This window comes from Rhodococcus sp. USK13 (assembly GCF_018343855.1).
Taxonomy (GTDB): Bacteria; Actinomycetota; Actinomycetes; order Mycobacteriales; family Mycobacteriaceae; genus Rhodococcus_F; species Rhodococcus_F oxybenzonivorans.
In genome coordinates this window covers 2,165,382-2,181,843 of sequence record NZ_CP069242.1, presented here as the reverse complement: position 1 = coordinate 2,181,843, position 16,462 = coordinate 2,165,382, and the positions used below count along the sequence as shown (strand labels likewise).

Genomic DNA, 16,462 nt, shown 5'->3' with positions numbered 1-16,462 from the left:
CCTATTGCTTATATGAGGAGTTATGGAAGCACAGCTCTCACTCAAGCGTCTGGAAGTCTTTCGCCTCGTCGTCGAAGAGGGCAGTGTCACTAGGGCCGCAGAAGTGCTGATGGTGGCCCAGCCGGCCGTCTCGGGGCAGTTGCGCGCTCTCGAATCATGGCTCGGCGCCAAGCTCTTCGTCCGCCGCGGAAACCGCATGCTGCTGACAGAAGCGGGGGAACGCGCGAATCAATGGGCCAAGGAAATGCTGGCCTCGGCGGCGCAGATCAGGCGCGACGTCGACGAACTCGGCTCGGGGCGCGGTGGCGCCGCGTCCATCGCGTCGAGCATGGCGGTGGGGAGCTACCTTCTACCCCCGATTCTGAGCCGGTTCCAGCGTGGCCGACCCGGTGCGGACCTCACCCTGTCCAGCTCGCAACCCAACGAAGCGTTGCGCGCGGTCGAAACCGGTGAGGCGGACTTCGCGGTGGTGACCTGGGACCAGCGGCACCTACCGGACACCATGTCCTCCGAAGTCGTTCGCACCGAGCCGATCACCCTCTGCGCCGGACCGGGCCTCGTCGCCCCCTCCACAACGCTGTCCCTCGACGGGGCCTTGGCATTGCCTTTCGTCGGCGCGCCACGCGAGGTGATCTACCAACGAAACCTGATGGAACAGCTCACCCGACTGAGTGACATCGAACCAAATTTCGTCATCCGCTTCGGACATGCCGAGCCGATGAAGCAGGCAGCCGCCGACAACGCCTGGGCGATTTTCGCTCCGCGTTACGTCGTCGAATCCGACCTTGCTACAGGTCGACTACAGGAGCTGATCGTTCCCGGCCTCGAACTTTCCGAGCGTATTGCGTTGCTGTGGCGGCGAGACAAGTATTTCTCCCCACTCCAGCAAGCGGCCGTCGACGAAATTCGTGCCGCACTTCGCTCCCGGTGACGCCACCGAACGCACTTCACCACGACCAGTTGCGGTCCTGCGGTGGCGACCAGACCCCCGCTTCACGCAGATACGGCAGCACGGAGGAGAATGATTCCAGCTCGTGCGGGCTCCACAGCGGGAAGTTGATCAGCACATTCGTTGTCGCCGTGGTGCTCTTCAGGGAAATGATTTTCTCCGCAACCTGTTCAGGGGTTCCGATCAGCTGCAAGACCGATCCGGCGCCGCCGAACGCGCGGGTTGCTTCTTCCTCCCCCATCTTCTCGTACATCGACCGGGAGGATTCGATCGATCCGAGCACATCGGCGGCGATCTCCTTGGTGGCCTCGACGTTGAGAGACTGCAACAGTCGCGCATATTCCTCCTCGGCCTCGCCCTCGTTCGGGCGCACGATAGCCATCGAGAACGGACACGTTCCCACCACTCGTTTACTCTTTTCGGTCAGCGCAGCCAATCGACGATCGACTTCACGCACCAGCTCCTCGGTGTTGGCCAACGTCACCAACTGATCGCAGAACCTTGCCGCGAACTCTGCGCCCGCCGGGGATGCACCCGCGCTGACCAGCAAGGGGTGCGGGTCCTGCACGGGCCGAGGGGTTTTGATCCGTCCGGTCACCCGGTAGTACTTCCCGTCGACGTCGATAGGTTCCTGCTCGGTCCACAACCTCTTGACGATGTCGACGAATTCCGCTGCCATGACGTAACGCTCGTCGTGATCGATGAACGGCTCACCGAACAGTGCCGCCTCGTCGGCACTGAATCCCGTCACCACGTTCCAGCCCCACCGCCCGTCGCTGAACGCATCGAGTGTGGCGCCCATCCGGGCGACGTGGGCGGGCTTGTGGTGAGTAGTGTGGAACGTCGAAATGACGCCGATGTGTTCTGTCGTGGCCAGCAGTGCCATAGCCAGTAGTGGCGCATGGAATGCCGGCGACTGGTGCCCGAACTCCTCGGCGACCCGCTGGTGCCCGGACCAGTTGTCGGCGATGAACAGGGAATCGAAGCCAACCCGTTCGGCTGCCTGCGCGAGGGCGACCAGGTTCGCTTTCGTCATCGCCGGTGTTCGCCGAGCAGCTTCGTCCGAATACAGGAAATTAGTCTTTCCGCTGGGAAAGAAGTACCCGAGGCTCAGCTGCGAAGGGTCTTCGGTTCTCGGCTTCATGGGGTCCCCTTCGAAGACTGCTGCACGGAACTCCCCGCACAGCGATTGACAGTGATAGCAATCACACTATCGCCCCTTCCCCATAAGGCAAAGACGATGTTCCTGATGTGCGCATAAGCGAACCATTATTTAGGTGACTGCTGCGGAATAAGCAGAGAGTTATGTTCCTATCTCCAATTCGGTAATTGTTTATATAACGGCGCCCTCCTACTGTGACGTGAAGCACTGATTTCGAGGAGGGGTCGTCATTACAACAAACACCACCGAAGGCGAGCAAATGGCCTCGCCGATCGAAAGATTCGATCACCTGAGCCCGAGCTGGAATGACTCGACGCTCTGGGACGCGTACGAGCGCTTGTTGTCGGCCGGCCCTGCGATCTACTCGCCACTCCACGGCGGATACTGGATCATCAGTCGCTACTCGGACGTCAAGGCGGCGCTTCGCGATCATCAGACCTTCTCCTCGGCCTCCGGACACCGGATCCCGATGGTGGACGGCATGTCATCGATACCGATCGACTATGACCCCCCGCTACACACCCATTACCGGTCGTTGCTGACGCGGGCGTTGACTCCCGACTCGATACGGGATTTACAGCCGTGGCTCACCTCGATGATCTCCGAGGTGCTCGCATCGTTCCACCAGTCCGGTGGAGGCGACGCGGTGGCCGACGTTGCGCTGTCGATTCCGCTACGCGTGCTCACCAAGATCGTCGGTTTCTCCCCTGCGACCGTGGCACGCTTTCGTGAACTGACCGAGGAGATTTGGAGGCACGGGACGGCCGAGTCCCAACTTCGAGGCCGCGCAGCGCTTGTCGAGGCCGTCGACCGCGACATCGACGAGCACCGCGCCCGTCGGCCCGACGACTACCTCACCTGGCTACTCGATGCCGAAGTCGACGGACGCCCGATCGACATCGGAGAAATACACTCGGTGCTGTTGACTCTTGCCGTCGCCGGCCATGAGACGACGTTGAATTCGGTGAGCACACTGCTGTATTTACTGGCTTCGGATTCATCGTTGCAGCAGCGCCTTCGCGCGGACCCCGGTGTGGCGCCACTGTACGTCGAGGAGATGCTGCGACTCCGCACTCCTGCACAGATGTTTGCTCGCCGCACCACTCGCGAGGTCGAGGTCGGCGGTACCACCATCCCGGAAGGCTCATGGGTGCTGCTTCTCAATGCCGCAGCCAATCGTGACTTCCGGCAATTCGAGCACCCGAACGAGTTCGATATCCACCGTTCCGCAAGAGGCCACTTGGCGTTCGGGTGGGGCATTCATCAATGTGTCGGATCTGCACTTGCCCGATCCGAACTGCGCATCCTCCTCGAAACCCTTTGCCAGTATCCGCCGATCACGCTGGCGGCCGACCCCACCTTCACGGCCATCGAGGCCGGGACACATTTCGGATTACGAAAGCTCCCGCTGTCTTTCGCCGACTCTGCACCCAGGAGCTGAAACACTATGACACCGCGCATCCACATCGACACTGCGGCCTGCAACGGTTACGGGAACTGCTTGGTCGCCGCACCCGACGTGTTCGACCTCGACCCCGACACCAACATCGCCTTCACCCGGCCCGGCCACCCCACGGACGCAGACCAGGACACCCTTCGAGAAGCCGAAGCCGACTGCCCCGTCCGGGCGATCCGGATCTCCGGGTCCTGACCATGCACGCCGCGGCCACCACTGTCATCGTCGGTGCCTCCGTTGCCGGAATCCGAGCGGCGGCGGCGTTACGACACAACGACCCTCACCACCGCATCATCCTCGTCGACGGGGAAAACGAAGAGCCGTATGACAAGCCGCCACTGTCGAAGGCAGTGTTGTCGAACACCGACCTCCCGTCACCGCATCTGACCGACCACTTCGGACACGGCATCGACTACCGCAAGGGAACACCGGCCGTCGCCGTGGACACCGCGGCGTCGACACTGTCCCTCGGTGACGGGAGCGTCATCCGCTACGACAACGCCATCCTCGCCACCGGCTCCGCACCACGCCATCTGCCCGCACTCGAGGGCATACCTTGCGTGCACTATCTGCGAACCTTTGCCGACGCAACTGCGCTCCGCAACGACCTGCGTCGCCGCCCACGCGTCATCGTCGTCGGCGGCGGATTCATCGGCTCCGAAGTCGCCTCCAGTGCGCGCGAACTCGGCCTCGACGTCACCATCATCGAAGCCGGAGAACGGATGGCCGCCCGGGTGCTGCCGGAACCGGTCTCCCACGCGCTGGCGGCACTACACGCACTCCATGGCGTGACCGTGCGATGCCGAACGGTCGTGCACGGTGCGTCCTATGACGCAGACCGGCGAGCCGTCGAGTTGAACCTCGACGACGGGGACACCGTCGTCGGCGACGTAGTGGTGGTGGGGATCGGGACCACGCCCTGCACCGACTGGGCAGCCGACTCCTCGCTCCCCATCCGGGACGGCTTCGTGTGCGGCCCCGACCTGCGGGTAAAGGGCACATCGAATCTCTACGCCATCGGTGACGTCGCGCGCTGGTTCAACCCCCGTTACGGCGACGAGATGCGGGTGGAGCATTGGACCAACGCCCGCGAGCACGCCGCGGTCGCCGCGCACAACATCGTGCATCCGCACGCGCCACGCCACGCGTCGACGGTGCCGTTCGTCTGGTCCGATCAGCACGGCACCCGAATTCAGCACGTAGGCGACCCAGACCTGACCGCCGTGGACATCGACGCGGTCGAACTTTCCCACTCCACTCGTGTGTTCACCTACTCGCGCGGCGGAATCACAGTGGGAGCCACCGGCTTCAATGCACAAGGCGCCCTGGCGAAGATTCGCAAACAACTTGTCGACCAGCGCGCACCTTCGCTGCACCGCGACCACACCCATCACTGAACGAGGACGTGCCATGACTGCACCGCCCACCGATCGTCCTGACCCGAGTACGACTCAGGTGACCGGACACCCCGCCGAGACGCCTGACAGTACACTGCGGCGACGGCGCAGCCTGATCGGCGTCACACTCGGGAACGGTCTCGAGGTATTCGACTGGACCTGCTATGCCGTGTTCGCGCCCTTCTTCGCCAAGGCACTGTTCAACCCGGCGAACGCCACCTCGGCACTGCTCTCCACCCTGGTGGTATTCGGCGTCGGATTTGCAATCCGCCCCTTCGGCGGGCTCCTTTTCGGATGGATGGCTGATCGATTCGGCCGCAAGCACTCACTGCTCGTAGCCATCGCTTGTGCCTCGACCGGGATGCTTCTCATCGGTCTCACCCCGACCTACGCCTCCGTCGGTGTGCTCTCCGGCGCAATCCTTCTCGCCGCTCGACTGCTGCAGGGCCTCGCACATACCGGGGAAGTCGCCGCTGCCTACACCTACATCGCCGAAGAAGCGCCTCCCGCCCGGCGAGGCCTCTGGTCCTCCTCGATTTACGTATCCGGCTTCCTCGCGATCATGGCCGCCACCACCATGGGCGCCCTTCTGACCACCGCACTCAGTGACCACCAGATGGCCACGTGGGGTTGGCGCCTGCCCTTCCTCATCGGTGCTGCCCTCGGCCTGATCACCCTCTATCTCCGCCGCGGCATGGAGGAGACCCACGCCTTCACATCCGCTGCGGCGAAGGCTGTCTCGTCATCCTCTCTCATTGCGAATCTGTGGACCTACCGCGCCGCCGGGACACGGGTGTTCCTTCTCATGGCGTCGGTCACCGCGATGTTCTACGCCTGGGCAGTGAGCGGACCGACCTGGGCAATCTCCGTCGCCCACATCGACCCCACGGCAGCGTTGTGGGGCGGAGTGATCGCGCTCGCCGTCAGTGCGTCGGTCCTGCCGCTCCTCGGTTCCCTGTCGGACCGTATCGGTCGACGCCGGAGTTTTTACATCTACGGCTTCGGCGTCGCCGTGACTGCATTCCCCCTCGACCACCTCGCCCGACAAGGCGCATGGCAATTCGGTATCGCCATGACGATCGCGCTCGTGCTGTTCGCCTTCGTCGCCTCGATCCTGCCCGCTGTCCTGTCCGAACTGTTCCCCACCGGCGTACGCGCCTCAGGCATCGCCATGCCCTACGCGCTCTCCGCCGTCGTGTTCGGCGGCACCGCCCCTTATCTGCAGCAATGGACCGCACAGAACAACGTTGCCTTCTTGTTCGTCGGCTACCTCGCGTCGGCCGCTCTCCTCGGCGCCCTCGTCATGCGGTTCACCCCCGAGACCGCCGGCATATCGCTCGAACCCACCACACCCGACACCACCGATCAGATCCAGGAGAAGAAATGAGCCCGCACGCCCACCTGCTCGACAGTCGCCAGACACCCCGATACCAGCGGGAACAGTGGTCTCCGCTGATGATCAGCGCCACCGAGATCGACACCGCCTTCGCCGCACTCGAGGCAGGCGAACCCGATGACCGCGGCCGCCGCGAAATGCTGATCGTGCATCCGCAGGCGCCGAAAGGTGCCCGTGGCCTTGCCCCCGCCACACAGGTCAGCCTCGGTATGCTGCTGCCCGGAGAATCCACCGTCCCTGTCCGCGCCAATACCACTGGCCTGACGATGTGCCTGGCGGGCAGCGGCACGGTTCACATCGGAGCCCGCACGATGCACGTGGTCCAGCAAGACGTGTGGACCAAGCCGTCGATGAATCTCGAGGCGTTGACCAACAACGGCACAACCGCCTTCCGGTATCTGCGTTACACCAATGCCGCCCTGCTGGAATCGATTTCTGCCTACTACGAAGACTTCGGCAGCACGGTCGACACTCATGCCCACGAAGCCGCTCCTGCATCGGGGCGCCGCGCGAAAGACCTGGCACCCGCCATCGCACTAGGCGATGACGGCAGCCAACTTCTCCCCTACGAACACATCATCGACCCAGACCCGATCACCGACTCACCCCTCCTCTTCGCCTGGTCGGAGGTCAGCCAACACCTCACCGGGGTCCTTGGCCTCAAGACCGGATACACGGGTCGGCCACTGTATTGTCTGTACAACCCCGCGACCGGACGCCTCAACGGCACCACACCGTCATTCTTCGCCACCATCACCGCGATCGGCGGCGATTTCGCCGGCGGAACCCACCGGCACATGAGCTCCGCCATCAACTACCACTTCGCCGGCAGCGGATACAGCATCGTCGAAGGCCAGCGCTTCGACTGGGCCGCAGGCGACCTGATGCTGTCCGCACCCGGATGGGCGGCGCATGCACACACCATCAGCGGGGAAGGAGCCCGCATCCTCACCGTTCAAGACCATCCTCTACACGCCTCGACGGGATCGCTCGTCTGGCAAGAAGACATCGACAACGGTGAAGTCTTAGCTCTTGGAACACAAACCGGCTTCGAGACCAACCTCGCCGAGTACGCCACACAGGAATAGGCCCCGAGTTCGCGACAACGCAAAAGTCATTCCGACGCGACCCGCTCGTAGTAGCCGCGCCGGCCTTCGACTTCTGGTCGTCGATCCCCCGTGGACGCCTCACAGATTGAACATCCGTATGAGTAGTAGACATCAAAACAAGGGCAGTAGTGGCAGAGATTCGAAGGCTGCCGCTCGCCCTTGCGAGGATCGACTGTTCCTCGAACTCGCCATTGAATGGTTGCCGTTCAACGGACCCTCGTCAGAGGACATCTGGGTTCGATTCGGCATGGATGGAACACAGTTCTGGGAACGCATCTCGAGTTTGCTCGGCTATCGACGATGGACGTGGTTGCTCGATGAACCCACAGTTCGCGCTCTGTCAGAGCGAGCCACAACAGCGCTGCGCGTGTGGGGTGTGCGCGACGGTCGGCATTGTCCCGACCTGACACCCACGTCGGCCACGTGCACCGCGTCAGGAACGCTCCACTATCCGCCCTATACGAGAGTGAATGAGAAAATGTCACACGCGGAAGCCCACCCGGCGACCTTTCCGATCGACCTTTCCGATATTGATTTCCTCACTGGAGACCGCACAGAGCAGTACCGGGAGATCAGGGACGCCGGTGCCGCCCTACCGCTCGATCTGGGGCCCGGCTATCCCACCTGGGTGGTGAGCCGTTACTCCGACGTACGTGAGATTCTGCGCCTGCCCGAGGGACGGATGCAGCCCCTGGGCACGGCAAGTCCGCCGTGGCTCGAAGGGCCGGCACTGGACCGGTTTCGAGCCAATCTGGTTCAGATCGACGAGCCTGACCATAGTCGGTTGCGCACTGTGGTGGGACCGATGTTCATCCCACGTCGCGTCGAGCAGTTCCGCCAGTTCGCGACAGAATCCGTGCGCCGCGCGATTGCGGATGTCATGAGTCAGGACTGCTCGGTCGACGCAGTGCAGAGCCTCGGGGTCGCCATCCCCAGGGGTGTGATCTGCCGGCTCCTCGGCATCGCGGAGGACGACTGGGAACGGCTGACAGCCAACCAGCACACCTTTCTGCAGATCTTTTCTCCGGTGCCGCTCGACAGCGCTCAGCTCGCTGCCCTGAACCACATCACCCGGTTCTACCTCGACTACTTCGACGAGTTTCTGACCAGCCGCCCGGCCGAGCAGCACAGCCCGTTCGTGCAACTCTTGCTCGAGGCGGAGCGGTCGGGCGATCTGAGCCACCTCGAGGTGCTCTCTTTGATGCACACGATCCTGGACGCAGGCTATGAAACGACCCGCACGTCAATTTCCAACCTCGTGGAGATATTGGCACAGCAACCCGATGTGCTCGACCAACTTCGAGCCGACCCGGACCTGGTGCCGGGCGCGGTGGAGGAGTTGCTGCGGTTCCGCACACCGTTACATGTCCGGGAGCGCTACCTCGTCGAGGAGTTTCGGACCTCCGATGGGACGGTCCTACCCGCCGGTGCTCGGGCGCTCGTTCTGCTTTCTGCCGCGAATTGGGACCCCGACACATTCGTCGAACCTGATATTCTCGATCTCCAACGAGTAAACGCGAAGGCGCACGTAGCCTTTGGTGGCGGGATGCACCATTGCCTCGGTGCCCCGATTGCCCGCATCCAACTGCAGGAGACGATTCGCGGCTTGATCAACACCTTCGAATCCATCGAGTTGCGGAAACCCGGGCAGCGCTTCCCAGATCTGATCTTCCCGGCACTGATTTCACTTCCCGTGACGCTGCATCCGCTGAAGACCCGGTGACGCCATGACGACTGTGCAGGACCAAGCTACCGACCTCCCACTCACCGTCGTTTCCAAGATTCGACTGTCCACCGATGTCGTCGGGATCACCCTCGCCGGCGCCGGCGCCGAGCCGCTGCCGCAGTGGGAGGCAGGCGCACACATCGATGTCCAGTGCGGTGATCTCCGACGCCAGTACTCGCTGTGTGGAGACCCGGACGACCGGCAGCGCTACCAGATCGCCGTGCTCCGAGAGCCGGACGGCCGCGGCGGGTCGACGTACCTGCACGACACACTGGAACCGAGCGACATTCTGTGGGTCTCGCGACCGCGCAACACCTTTGCATTGGAGCCGGCATCGCGCTACGTCTTCATCGCCGGAGGCATCGGGATCACGCCCATCCTGCCGATGCTGGCCGGGGCCGAACGCCGCGGCGCCGACTGGATGTTGCACTATGGCGGCCGCACCCGCGCCGGCATGGCCTTCGTGGCGGAACTTGGCCGTCACGGCAACCGGGTCAGGATTCACCCCCAGGACGAGGTGGGACGAATCCCGCTGGCCGACGCCCTCGGGAAACCAGACCGCGACGCCAAGATCTACTGCTGCGGTCCGACGCCGTTACTCGACGCGGTGGCCGGCGCCAGCGAGCACTGGCCCGACGGCTCCTTGCACGTCGAGCGGTTCAGCCGCGTTGCGCTCGACACAGACACCGAGCGTGGCTTCGACGTACGTCTCGCAAGCAGCGGCGGCACATATCACGTGCCACGTGACCGCACGATCCTCGAGGTTCTCACAGACGCGGGCGTCGACGTGGTTTCATCCTGCGAGGTGGGCACCTGCGGCACCTGCGAGGCGACCGTGCTCGAGGGTGTACCCGACCATCGCGACTCGGTGCTGACCCCACAGGAGCGTAAAGAAGGGCAATACATGATGCTCTGTGTTTCCCGGTGCCTCTCCGACACCCTCGTCTTGGATTTGTGAGCGAGGAATTCAAGCCGTCACGCAATGGCCGGCTCAGTCCGATGCAAGGTTCACCACTGAACGCTGCGTTGATCCCAGCTCCGGGAACACTCCGTGAGAACGTCCACCAGCGTGTCGCGCTGCTGAGTGATCACTTCGTGCGACGCGATGACGCCCACGGCAGCAACGGTCTTTCCATTGTCTCGTACTGCAATGGAGACACCGTCACCTTGCTCGGAGGCATTGGGGGAAGCGCAGATCCCGGTTTGTTCGATCTCGGGCAACGCCGCGAAAAACCTGTCGACGAGGGGTTGCTCATCCTCGCTGACATTTTTGAGGTACGCCCAGAGATCCCGCTTCTCCATGCCCGCGAGCAATACCCAACCGCCGGACGTGCGGATGAGGGAACGCCGCACGTAGTTCTCGGCGAGGTAGGCGAACCGGGGGTCGGACGAGCAGTAGTCGACGTAGAAGATGTCCGGTCCGACTGCAATGGACAGCACGGTCGTCAGGCCGGCCCGTTGGTGCACCTCTTCGAGGTCGGCATGCGTCACCGTCGAGACGGGCTGCCGCCCTGCCAATCGGTTGAGCAGATACGGCGCACTGCCCAGGGAGTAGCGCCGGTCGTGTTCGCCCAGATATCCGGTGGCGACGAGACCATTGACCAAGCCCTGAACCGAACTGATCGGGGCTGACAGCTCTTTTGCTATCTCGCTGAGGGTGATTCCGCCACGAGCCCGCGCAACGCATTCGAGGATCGAGGCGATGCGATCCACGGTGCGATGACGAGCGCGGGCCCGCGCCCCTGTTGCGCCCTCCGGTTGCACCACGACAATTCCTCCTCGGTAGTCGCCCGGCGCGACTGCGGCCCACCCTATCATCTACGTATATACGTAATCAACTCCAGTATTGCGTAGACGTGGCTCGAGGTGCCATAGTCGTTGAAGCCACCTCGAACGAACCCATGTCGGCTTGAACGGAAAGACCACCACCATGACCACCCTCAGACTGGTTCCCCCGGTCTCCGCCGATCCCCACGCCGCGGACGCCCTGCGCGCCGAGGTTCGCGAATTCCTCGCCGGCCAACGCGCCGAGGGCAAGATCGGCCGGGACGTCGACTGCTGGCTCACCGGATGGGACGAGGACTTCTCCCGCGCCCTGGCCGCCCGCGGCTGGCTCGGCATGACTGTGCCCGTCGAGTACGGCGGACACGGCCGCAGCCACCTCGAGCGGTTCGTCGTCACCGAGGAATTGCTGGCTGCCGGGGCACCCGTCGCAGCGCACTGGATTGCCGATCGGCAGATCGTTCCGTCACTTCTGAAGTACGGCACCGAAAATCAGAAGCATCAATACCTGCCGGCCATTGCGAGTGGTGAGTGCTATTTCGGTATCGGTATGAGCGAACCGGATTCCGGTTCCGATCTGGCGAGCGTTCGCACCAAGGCCACCCGGGTCGACGGCGGCTGGTCGATCGCCGGCACCAAGGTATGGACCTCGGGCGCACACCGTGCTCACGCATTCTTTTGCCTTGCCCGCACCACCGCGGTCGATCCCGCGCACCGGCACGACGGACTGAGCCAGTTCATCGTCGATCTTCATTCCCCGGGTGTCGACATTCGGCCCATTGTGTCGATGAACGGCGAGCACCACTTCAACGAGGTCATACTCGACGACGTCTTCGTCGCCGACGACATGGTGTTCGGCACCATCGGCGACGGCTGGCAACAGGTGACCTCCGAACTGAGCTTCGAACGCAGCGGTCCCGAGCGATTCCTGTCCACGTTCACCTTGCTGGCAGAAACCGCCGAGCAGATGCGCGGCAATGCGGTCCCCCGGCATACCGACCTCGGCCGTTATGTCGCCCGCATCGCCGGTCTGCATCAGATGTCGACCGCCGTCGCCGGCGCGCTCGAACGCCGCGAACCGGCCGATACAGCTGCCGCCGTCGTCAAGGTCCTGGGCACGTCCACCGAGGGCGACATCGCCGATTTCGCCGACCTGCTCACCGGTGACTACTCGCCGGATCGGGCCGAGTACCACGACATGCTCGACGACGCCGTCGTGCAACGCCCCGGATTCACTCTCCGTGGCGGAACCAACGAAGTTCTGCGCGGCGTGATCGCGCGAGGATTGGGGATGCGCTGATGACTGCACCGTTCGTCGACCACGACCTCGTCGAGATGATGTCTGCGGTCTTCGAGAACCACCGCGAACAGAACGAGCCGGAGAGCGGCACCGCCCCCTGGGATGCGGGCTTGTGGAGCCGGCTGGACGAGCTGGGTTTGGTCCGGCTCACCGGCCGGGAAGAAAACGGGGGCAGCGGCGCGGGCTGGTTCGAGGCCGCCGAGCTGATCCGCGCGTCCGCCTCGAACGGCGTCCGAATCCCGTTGGTCGAACACGATTTGCTGGCCGGGTGGCTTCTCGAGGTCACCGGCTCTCCTGTCGATGCAGCGCGCCGCACGGTATGCGTGCTCGACAACGAAGGAATGGCCTCCGGCGTGCCCTGGGCGGCCCAGTCCGACAAGGTCGTTCTCGTCTGGCGCAACGGCGACACCTACCACGTCGCCGACGTCGAAACCTCGACGCTGGACATCGCTCCCGGCACCAATGTTGCCGGCGAACCGCGTGACACCGTCACCGCCGACACCACCGTTCTGTCGGGCACCCCGATCGCGGATGCCGTCGTCGACCAGTTACTGCTGCGCGGCGCACTGGCACGCGGACTGCAAACGTGCGCCGCACTCGCACGCATCCTGGACCTCTCGATCACCCACACGACCGAACGCACCCAGTTCGGGCGTCCACTCGCCAAGTTCCAGGCCGTCCAGAACCTGGTCGCCGACATCGCCGCCGAAGTCGCCCTTGCCCGCGCCGCTACCGACGCCGCCCTCATCGAAGCTGTCCGCACCGACTGGTCCGGACCCAACCTCGAGTTCCTCGTCGCCGCTGCCCGATCCTGCGCAGGCCACGCCACCTCCGTGGTGGTACGCAACGCCCACCAGGTGCATGGCGCGATCGGCACCACTCGCGAGCACCGACTGCACGAATTCACCACACCCGCTCTCGCCTGGCGTTCGGAGTTCGGCTCGGTCCACTACTGGGACGAAAAATTGACCGCGGCCGCCCTCGAAGCAGGGCGCGAGGGCCTCTGGGCCCTCGTCACCGCCTGAACACCTGGCTCCGCCTCGCCGACACCCTGCGCGTCGACGCTCGACTCTGACAAGGAATACAACATGGCTGACCTGGAATACACCGTTACCGGCGGCGTCGGCACCATCGTGCTCAATCGCCCACACCGTAAGAACGCCTTCACCTTCGACATGTTGGATGCCTGGGCCGAGGCGCTGCGGTCGGCACGCACCGACCCGGACGTGCGCGTCGTGCTCGTCACGGGTGCCGGAGGATCGTTCTGCGCCGGAGTCGATCTCGACGACTTCTCGGAGATCACCTCCACACTCGGTCGTCAGCAAGTACTGCAGGACCGCGTTCACCGCGTAGCCGCGGCTGCCCTCGACCTCGACAAACCACTGATCGCCGCCGTCGACGGTGTCGCGGTCGGCGCAGGCATGGATATGGCCCTGGCCTGCGACATCCGTCTCGCCTCGACTCGGGCGCGCTTCTCGGAGGCGTATGTACGGGTCGGGCTGATCCCCGGTGACGGTGGTGCCCACCTGCTGCCCCGCATCGTCGGTCAGGCACGCGCTCTCGAGCTGCTGTGGACCGGACGCTTCGTCGAGGCCCAAGAAGCCCTCGACCTGGGAATCGTCCTGTCAGTACACTCCACGGAGGAACTGCCCGAAGCCGCGCACGATCTGTGCCGACGCCTTGCCGACGGTCCCCCGGTCGCGATCCGCGCCATCAAGCGTCTCGTGCGGAATGGGGAGAACGTCGACTTCAGAACGTCGCTGTCGATGGTGGCCGCCGAGCAAGCCGTCGTGCAGTCGACCCAGGACTCCGCAGAGGCAGTCGCGGCCTTCCGTGAGAAGCGCGCACCCGCCTTCGTCGGCGAGTAACAGAAGTCACCGAACGCATCGGCAGTCACTCACGAGCGCCCAGAGCGGCACCGAGGAGACCACCGATCTGCGCCGAAACTTCGCGAACGAGGTGGGCGCTGTTCGCGACCATGTCCGCGAGGCTCGAAGGCCCCTTGGCGATGGAGAACGCCGAAAGGACTCCAGACGAGGCAATTTCGGCAGCCGACAGCTGAACCGTTCCCGCGATCACGACGACCGGGCAACTCGGTGGGGTGACGTCGAGGACGCCGCGGACGACCTTCCCGCGCAGCGATTGCGAGTCGAACGAACCCTCGCCCGTCAGAACCACGTCTGCATTAGAGCAGAGGTCGCGCAGGCCGACGACGTCGGTGACCAACCGGGCTCCGGGTGTGAGTTCGGCTCCCAGAAGTGGCACCAGGCAGGCCGGCATTCCACCAGCGGCGCCCGCTCCTGGATGCTGGGCGATGTCGATACCGGTCTCGGCTCGGATGATCCGCGCAAGGTGCTCCAGCCCGGCGTCGAGGTCGATCACGTTCCGTGGTGTCGCCCCCTTCTGCGGACCGAACACCGCTGCCGCGCCGGATGATCCGCACAATGGGTTGTCGACGTCTGTGGCGACGCGCCACCGGACGTGACGGGCGCGCGGATGAAGCTGGGAATCATCGACAGACGCGATACCCACAAGGCCGGCTCCACCGGGTTCCACCTCACGACCGCCGGAATCGAGGAACCGCATCCCGAGTGCTCGGAGAAACCCCGTCCCGCCGTCCGTGCTTGCCGATCCGCCGATGCACAGCACGATTTCGCCGACACCCTGGTCCAGCAGCGTATGCGCGATGACACCGACGCCGTAGCTGTCTGCGCGCATGGGCTGCAGGGGAATATCGGACACCTGCGGAAGACCATTCGCTTCGGCGGCTTCGATGATGCCGACCACTCCGTCATTCGAAATCCCGTATCGAGCCGTCCGTGCCCGCCCCACCGCGTCGATCGTATCGAGAAAACGAGGAACGGCGTGCCAGTTGGCGAGCAGTGCATCCAGGGTGCCCTCGCCGCCGTCGGCGAGGGGGCACTCGATGATGACCGCGTCCGGACCGAGCGCACTTCGCACACCTTCGGCCATCGCTGCGGCCACCTCGGCAGCCGTCAGACTCCCCTTGAAGGAGTCGGGCGCGATGACGACCGTGGGGTGACGACGAAGCATGCGACGGAGCCTAGGTCACTATCGGAACCTTCGCAGGGGCAGAGGAACCAGATTTCATCCGGCCGGACGAGGCTCGAGGCATCGAGGCATCGAGGCATCGAGGCATCGAGGCATCGAGGCATCGAGGCATCGAGGCATCGAGGCATCGAGGCATCGAGGACAGTAGCTGTCCTGAATGGCTCATAGCCTGATGCCAACCGAATGAAAGGAGATCCGATGACGCTCGCTCCGCGCAGGTCAGAGCGACCGTGCCACTCGAAATCCGAGATCGTCGATGGAGAACGACGGGTGACTACGACGACGGCACGTCGCCCCACAACCTCGGGCTTCCTCGGCCCAGCTCCCGCCGCGGAAGGTTCGGTACGAGCCGTACACCTCGGCGTCATAGACATCCCAGCACCACTCCCACGCGTTCCCCAACATGTCATGGAGGCCCCACGCGTTGGGCGCTTTTCCGCCCACCCCATGGATGTGTCCGCCGGAATTGCGGCTGTACCAAGCGATGTCGTCGAGCTCGCCGTATCGGTATCCGGATGTTCCCGCTTTGCAGGCGTACTGCCACTCCGCTTCCGTGGGCAGGCGGTATCCGTCGGACTCGGGAGTGCACGAAACCTGCCGGCCGCCGTCGGTCACCGAGTAGTACTCCGTCAGCCCCGATTCCCGCGACAGCACATTGCAGAAATCGACGGCGTCGTGCCAGGAGACGTCGACCACCGGCGCGGCGCCATTGGAGGAAGACTTCGCGGAATCGTTCATGATGCGGGAATACAGCGAAGCGGTGACGGGACTACGCGCGAGGAGGAAGCTCTCGAGTTCCACCGTCCACCCCGTCTTCCTTCGGTCGTCTCTCAACGCAACTTCGCCGGCAGGGATTCGGGCCATCGCGACGTCGAGGCCGACCCTCGGATTCGACATGAAACGACCCTTCGCAATCAGCTGGATTACCGTGCAACATTCTTCAAGGCATTAGACCCAGCGGGCATCACGCGGTCAAGGCTTCTACTCGGCCGACCTGTCCGTCACCGGTACAGGAAGGCCGCCGTTCCCTTGACCTCGAGTGAACTCGAGGTATTAGCGTCCGAGCATGATCATCAGGTGTTCAGCCGTCCGAAATATACAAGCGACATCGTC

General features: G+C 64.0%; 15 protein-coding genes. 11 read left to right on the top strand and 4 right to left on the bottom strand.

Annotated elements, in window-relative coordinates; genetic code table 11:
* The first annotated feature begins 22 nt into the window (after positions 1–22).
* Entirely contained in the window at positions 23–931 is a 909-nt protein-coding gene (locus JQT59_RS12710; protein ID WP_213576428.1) for a LysR family transcriptional regulator, read from the top strand.
* 16 nt (positions 932–947) lie between these two features.
* Here the strand turns inward: JQT59_RS12710 and JQT59_RS12705 are convergent, their stop codons facing one another.
* Positions 948–2,093: an LLM class flavin-dependent oxidoreductase gene (locus tag JQT59_RS12705; RefSeq protein ID WP_213576427.1), complete on the bottom strand. Its 1,146-nt coding sequence runs from the start codon at positions 2,091–2,093 to the stop codon at positions 948–950.
* A gap of 277 nt (positions 2,094–2,370) precedes the next feature.
* Here JQT59_RS12705 and JQT59_RS12700 point away from each other — a divergent pair, with 277 nt between their 5' ends.
* From JQT59_RS12700 to JQT59_RS12670, 7 genes are all read left to right on the top strand, one after another.
* Positions 2,371–3,552 carry a cytochrome P450 gene (locus JQT59_RS12700; protein WP_213576426.1) on the top strand — a complete coding sequence of 394 codons (1,182 nt, stop codon included), beginning with the start codon at positions 2,371–2,373 and terminating at the stop codon, positions 3,550–3,552.
* Between the two features lie 6 nt (positions 3,553–3,558).
* Positions 3,559–3,762 carry a ferredoxin gene (locus tag JQT59_RS12695; RefSeq protein ID WP_213576425.1) on the top strand — a complete coding sequence of 68 codons (204 nt, stop codon included), beginning with the start codon at positions 3,559–3,561 and terminating at the stop codon, positions 3,760–3,762.
* A 2-nt stretch (positions 3,763–3,764) separates the two neighbouring features.
* Complete coding sequence (locus JQT59_RS12690) at positions 3,765–4,964, top strand: NAD(P)/FAD-dependent oxidoreductase (RefSeq protein WP_213576424.1); 1,200 nt, start codon at positions 3,765–3,767, stop codon at positions 4,962–4,964.
* Between the two features lie 13 nt (positions 4,965–4,977).
* On the top strand, positions 4,978–6,351 hold the full coding sequence (locus tag JQT59_RS12685; protein WP_213576423.1) for an MFS transporter: 1,374 nt from the start codon (positions 4,978–4,980) through the stop codon (positions 6,349–6,351).
* The gene (locus tag JQT59_RS12680; protein ID WP_213576422.1) at positions 6,348–7,448 is read left to right on the top strand and encodes a cupin domain-containing protein; all 1,101 of its coding nucleotides are present in this window, start codon (positions 6,348–6,350) and stop codon (positions 7,446–7,448) included. Before JQT59_RS12685 ends, JQT59_RS12680 begins: the two co-directional genes overlap by 4 nt.
* Positions 7,449–7,947: 499 nt before the next feature.
* A complete protein-coding gene (locus JQT59_RS12675) occupies positions 7,948–9,192 on the top strand; it encodes a cytochrome P450 (RefSeq protein ID WP_213576421.1) in 1,245 nt (414 codons plus the stop codon).
* 4 nt (positions 9,193–9,196) lie between these two features.
* Positions 9,197–10,153, top strand: coding sequence for a PDR/VanB family oxidoreductase (locus JQT59_RS12670; protein WP_213576420.1), 957 nt, complete (start codon positions 9,197–9,199; stop codon positions 10,151–10,153).
* Between the two features lie 50 nt (positions 10,154–10,203).
* Here the strand turns inward: JQT59_RS12670 and JQT59_RS12665 are convergent, their stop codons facing one another.
* Positions 10,204–10,962, bottom strand: coding sequence for an IclR family transcriptional regulator (locus JQT59_RS12665; RefSeq protein WP_249354367.1), 759 nt, complete (start codon positions 10,960–10,962; stop codon positions 10,204–10,206).
* 163 nt (positions 10,963–11,125) lie between these two features.
* Between JQT59_RS12665 and JQT59_RS12660 the strand changes: the two genes are divergently transcribed.
* The 3 genes from JQT59_RS12660 to JQT59_RS12650 all read left to right on the top strand — a co-directional run bounded on the left by JQT59_RS12660 (position 11,126) and on the right by JQT59_RS12650 (position 14,145).
* Positions 11,126–12,277, top strand: a complete 1,152-nt coding sequence (locus tag JQT59_RS12660; protein WP_213576418.1) for an acyl-CoA dehydrogenase family protein — start codon at positions 11,126–11,128, stop codon at positions 12,275–12,277.
* The gene (locus JQT59_RS12655) at positions 12,277–13,302 is read left to right on the top strand and encodes an acyl-CoA dehydrogenase family protein (RefSeq protein WP_213576417.1); all 1,026 of its coding nucleotides are present in this window, start codon (positions 12,277–12,279) and stop codon (positions 13,300–13,302) included. Before JQT59_RS12660 ends, JQT59_RS12655 begins: the two co-directional genes overlap by 1 nt.
* A 63-nt stretch (positions 13,303–13,365) precedes the next feature.
* Entirely contained in the window at positions 13,366–14,145 is a 780-nt protein-coding gene (locus JQT59_RS12650) for an enoyl-CoA hydratase/isomerase family protein (protein ID WP_213576416.1), read from the top strand.
* A 25-nt stretch (positions 14,146–14,170) separates the two neighbouring features.
* Here JQT59_RS12650 and JQT59_RS12645 read toward each other — a convergent pair whose 3' ends face one another.
* Both JQT59_RS12645 and JQT59_RS12640 read right to left on the bottom strand, forming a co-directional pair.
* Positions 14,171–15,331 (bottom strand): glycerate kinase, encoded by a 1,161-nt coding sequence (locus tag JQT59_RS12645; protein ID WP_213576415.1) that lies wholly within the window; start codon positions 15,329–15,331, stop codon positions 14,171–14,173.
* A 237-nt stretch (positions 15,332–15,568) separates the two neighbouring features.
* Positions 15,569–16,246 carry a formylglycine-generating enzyme family protein gene (locus JQT59_RS12640; RefSeq protein ID WP_249354365.1) on the bottom strand — a complete coding sequence of 226 codons (678 nt, stop codon included), beginning with the start codon at positions 16,244–16,246 and terminating at the stop codon, positions 15,569–15,571.
* Between the last annotated feature and the right edge of the window lie 216 nt (positions 16,247–16,462).

Bases quoted from the DNA above. Each gene is read 5' to 3' on its own strand.
- JQT59_RS12690 (WP_213576424.1), top strand. From the start codon at position 3,765: ATGCACGCCGCGGCCACCACTGTCATCGTCGGTGCCTCCGTTGCCGGA.
- JQT59_RS12650 (WP_213576416.1), top strand. From the start codon at position 13,366: ATGGCTGACCTGGAATACACCGTTACCGGCGGCGTCGGCACCATCGTG.
- JQT59_RS12695 (WP_213576425.1), top strand. From the start codon at position 3,559: ATGACACCGCGCATCCACATCGACACTGCGGCCTGCAACGGTTACGGG.
- JQT59_RS12705 (WP_213576427.1), bottom strand. From the start codon at position 2,093: ATGAAGCCGAGAACCGAAGACCCTTCGCAGCTGAGCCTCGGGTACTTC.
- JQT59_RS12680 (WP_213576422.1), top strand. From the start codon at position 6,348: ATGAGCCCGCACGCCCACCTGCTCGACAGTCGCCAGACACCCCGATAC.
- JQT59_RS12700 (WP_213576426.1), top strand. From the start codon at position 2,371: ATGGCCTCGCCGATCGAAAGATTCGATCACCTGAGCCCGAGCTGGAAT.
- JQT59_RS12710 (WP_213576428.1), top strand. From the start codon at position 23: ATGGAAGCACAGCTCTCACTCAAGCGTCTGGAAGTCTTTCGCCTCGTC.
- JQT59_RS12645 (WP_213576415.1), bottom strand. From the start codon at position 15,331: ATGCTTCGTCGTCACCCCACGGTCGTCATCGCGCCCGACTCCTTCAAG.
- JQT59_RS12660 (WP_213576418.1), top strand. From the start codon at position 11,126: ATGACCACCCTCAGACTGGTTCCCCCGGTCTCCGCCGATCCCCACGCC.
- JQT59_RS12640 (WP_249354365.1), bottom strand. From the start codon at position 16,246: ATGTCGAATCCGAGGGTCGGCCTCGACGTCGCGATGGCCCGAATCCCT.
- JQT59_RS12670 (WP_213576420.1), top strand. From the start codon at position 9,197: ATGACGACTGTGCAGGACCAAGCTACCGACCTCCCACTCACCGTCGTT.
- JQT59_RS12685 (WP_213576423.1), top strand. From the start codon at position 4,978: ATGACTGCACCGCCCACCGATCGTCCTGACCCGAGTACGACTCAGGTG.
- JQT59_RS12675 (WP_213576421.1), top strand. From the start codon at position 7,948: ATGTCACACGCGGAAGCCCACCCGGCGACCTTTCCGATCGACCTTTCC.
- JQT59_RS12655 (WP_213576417.1), top strand. From the start codon at position 12,277: ATGACTGCACCGTTCGTCGACCACGACCTCGTCGAGATGATGTCTGCG.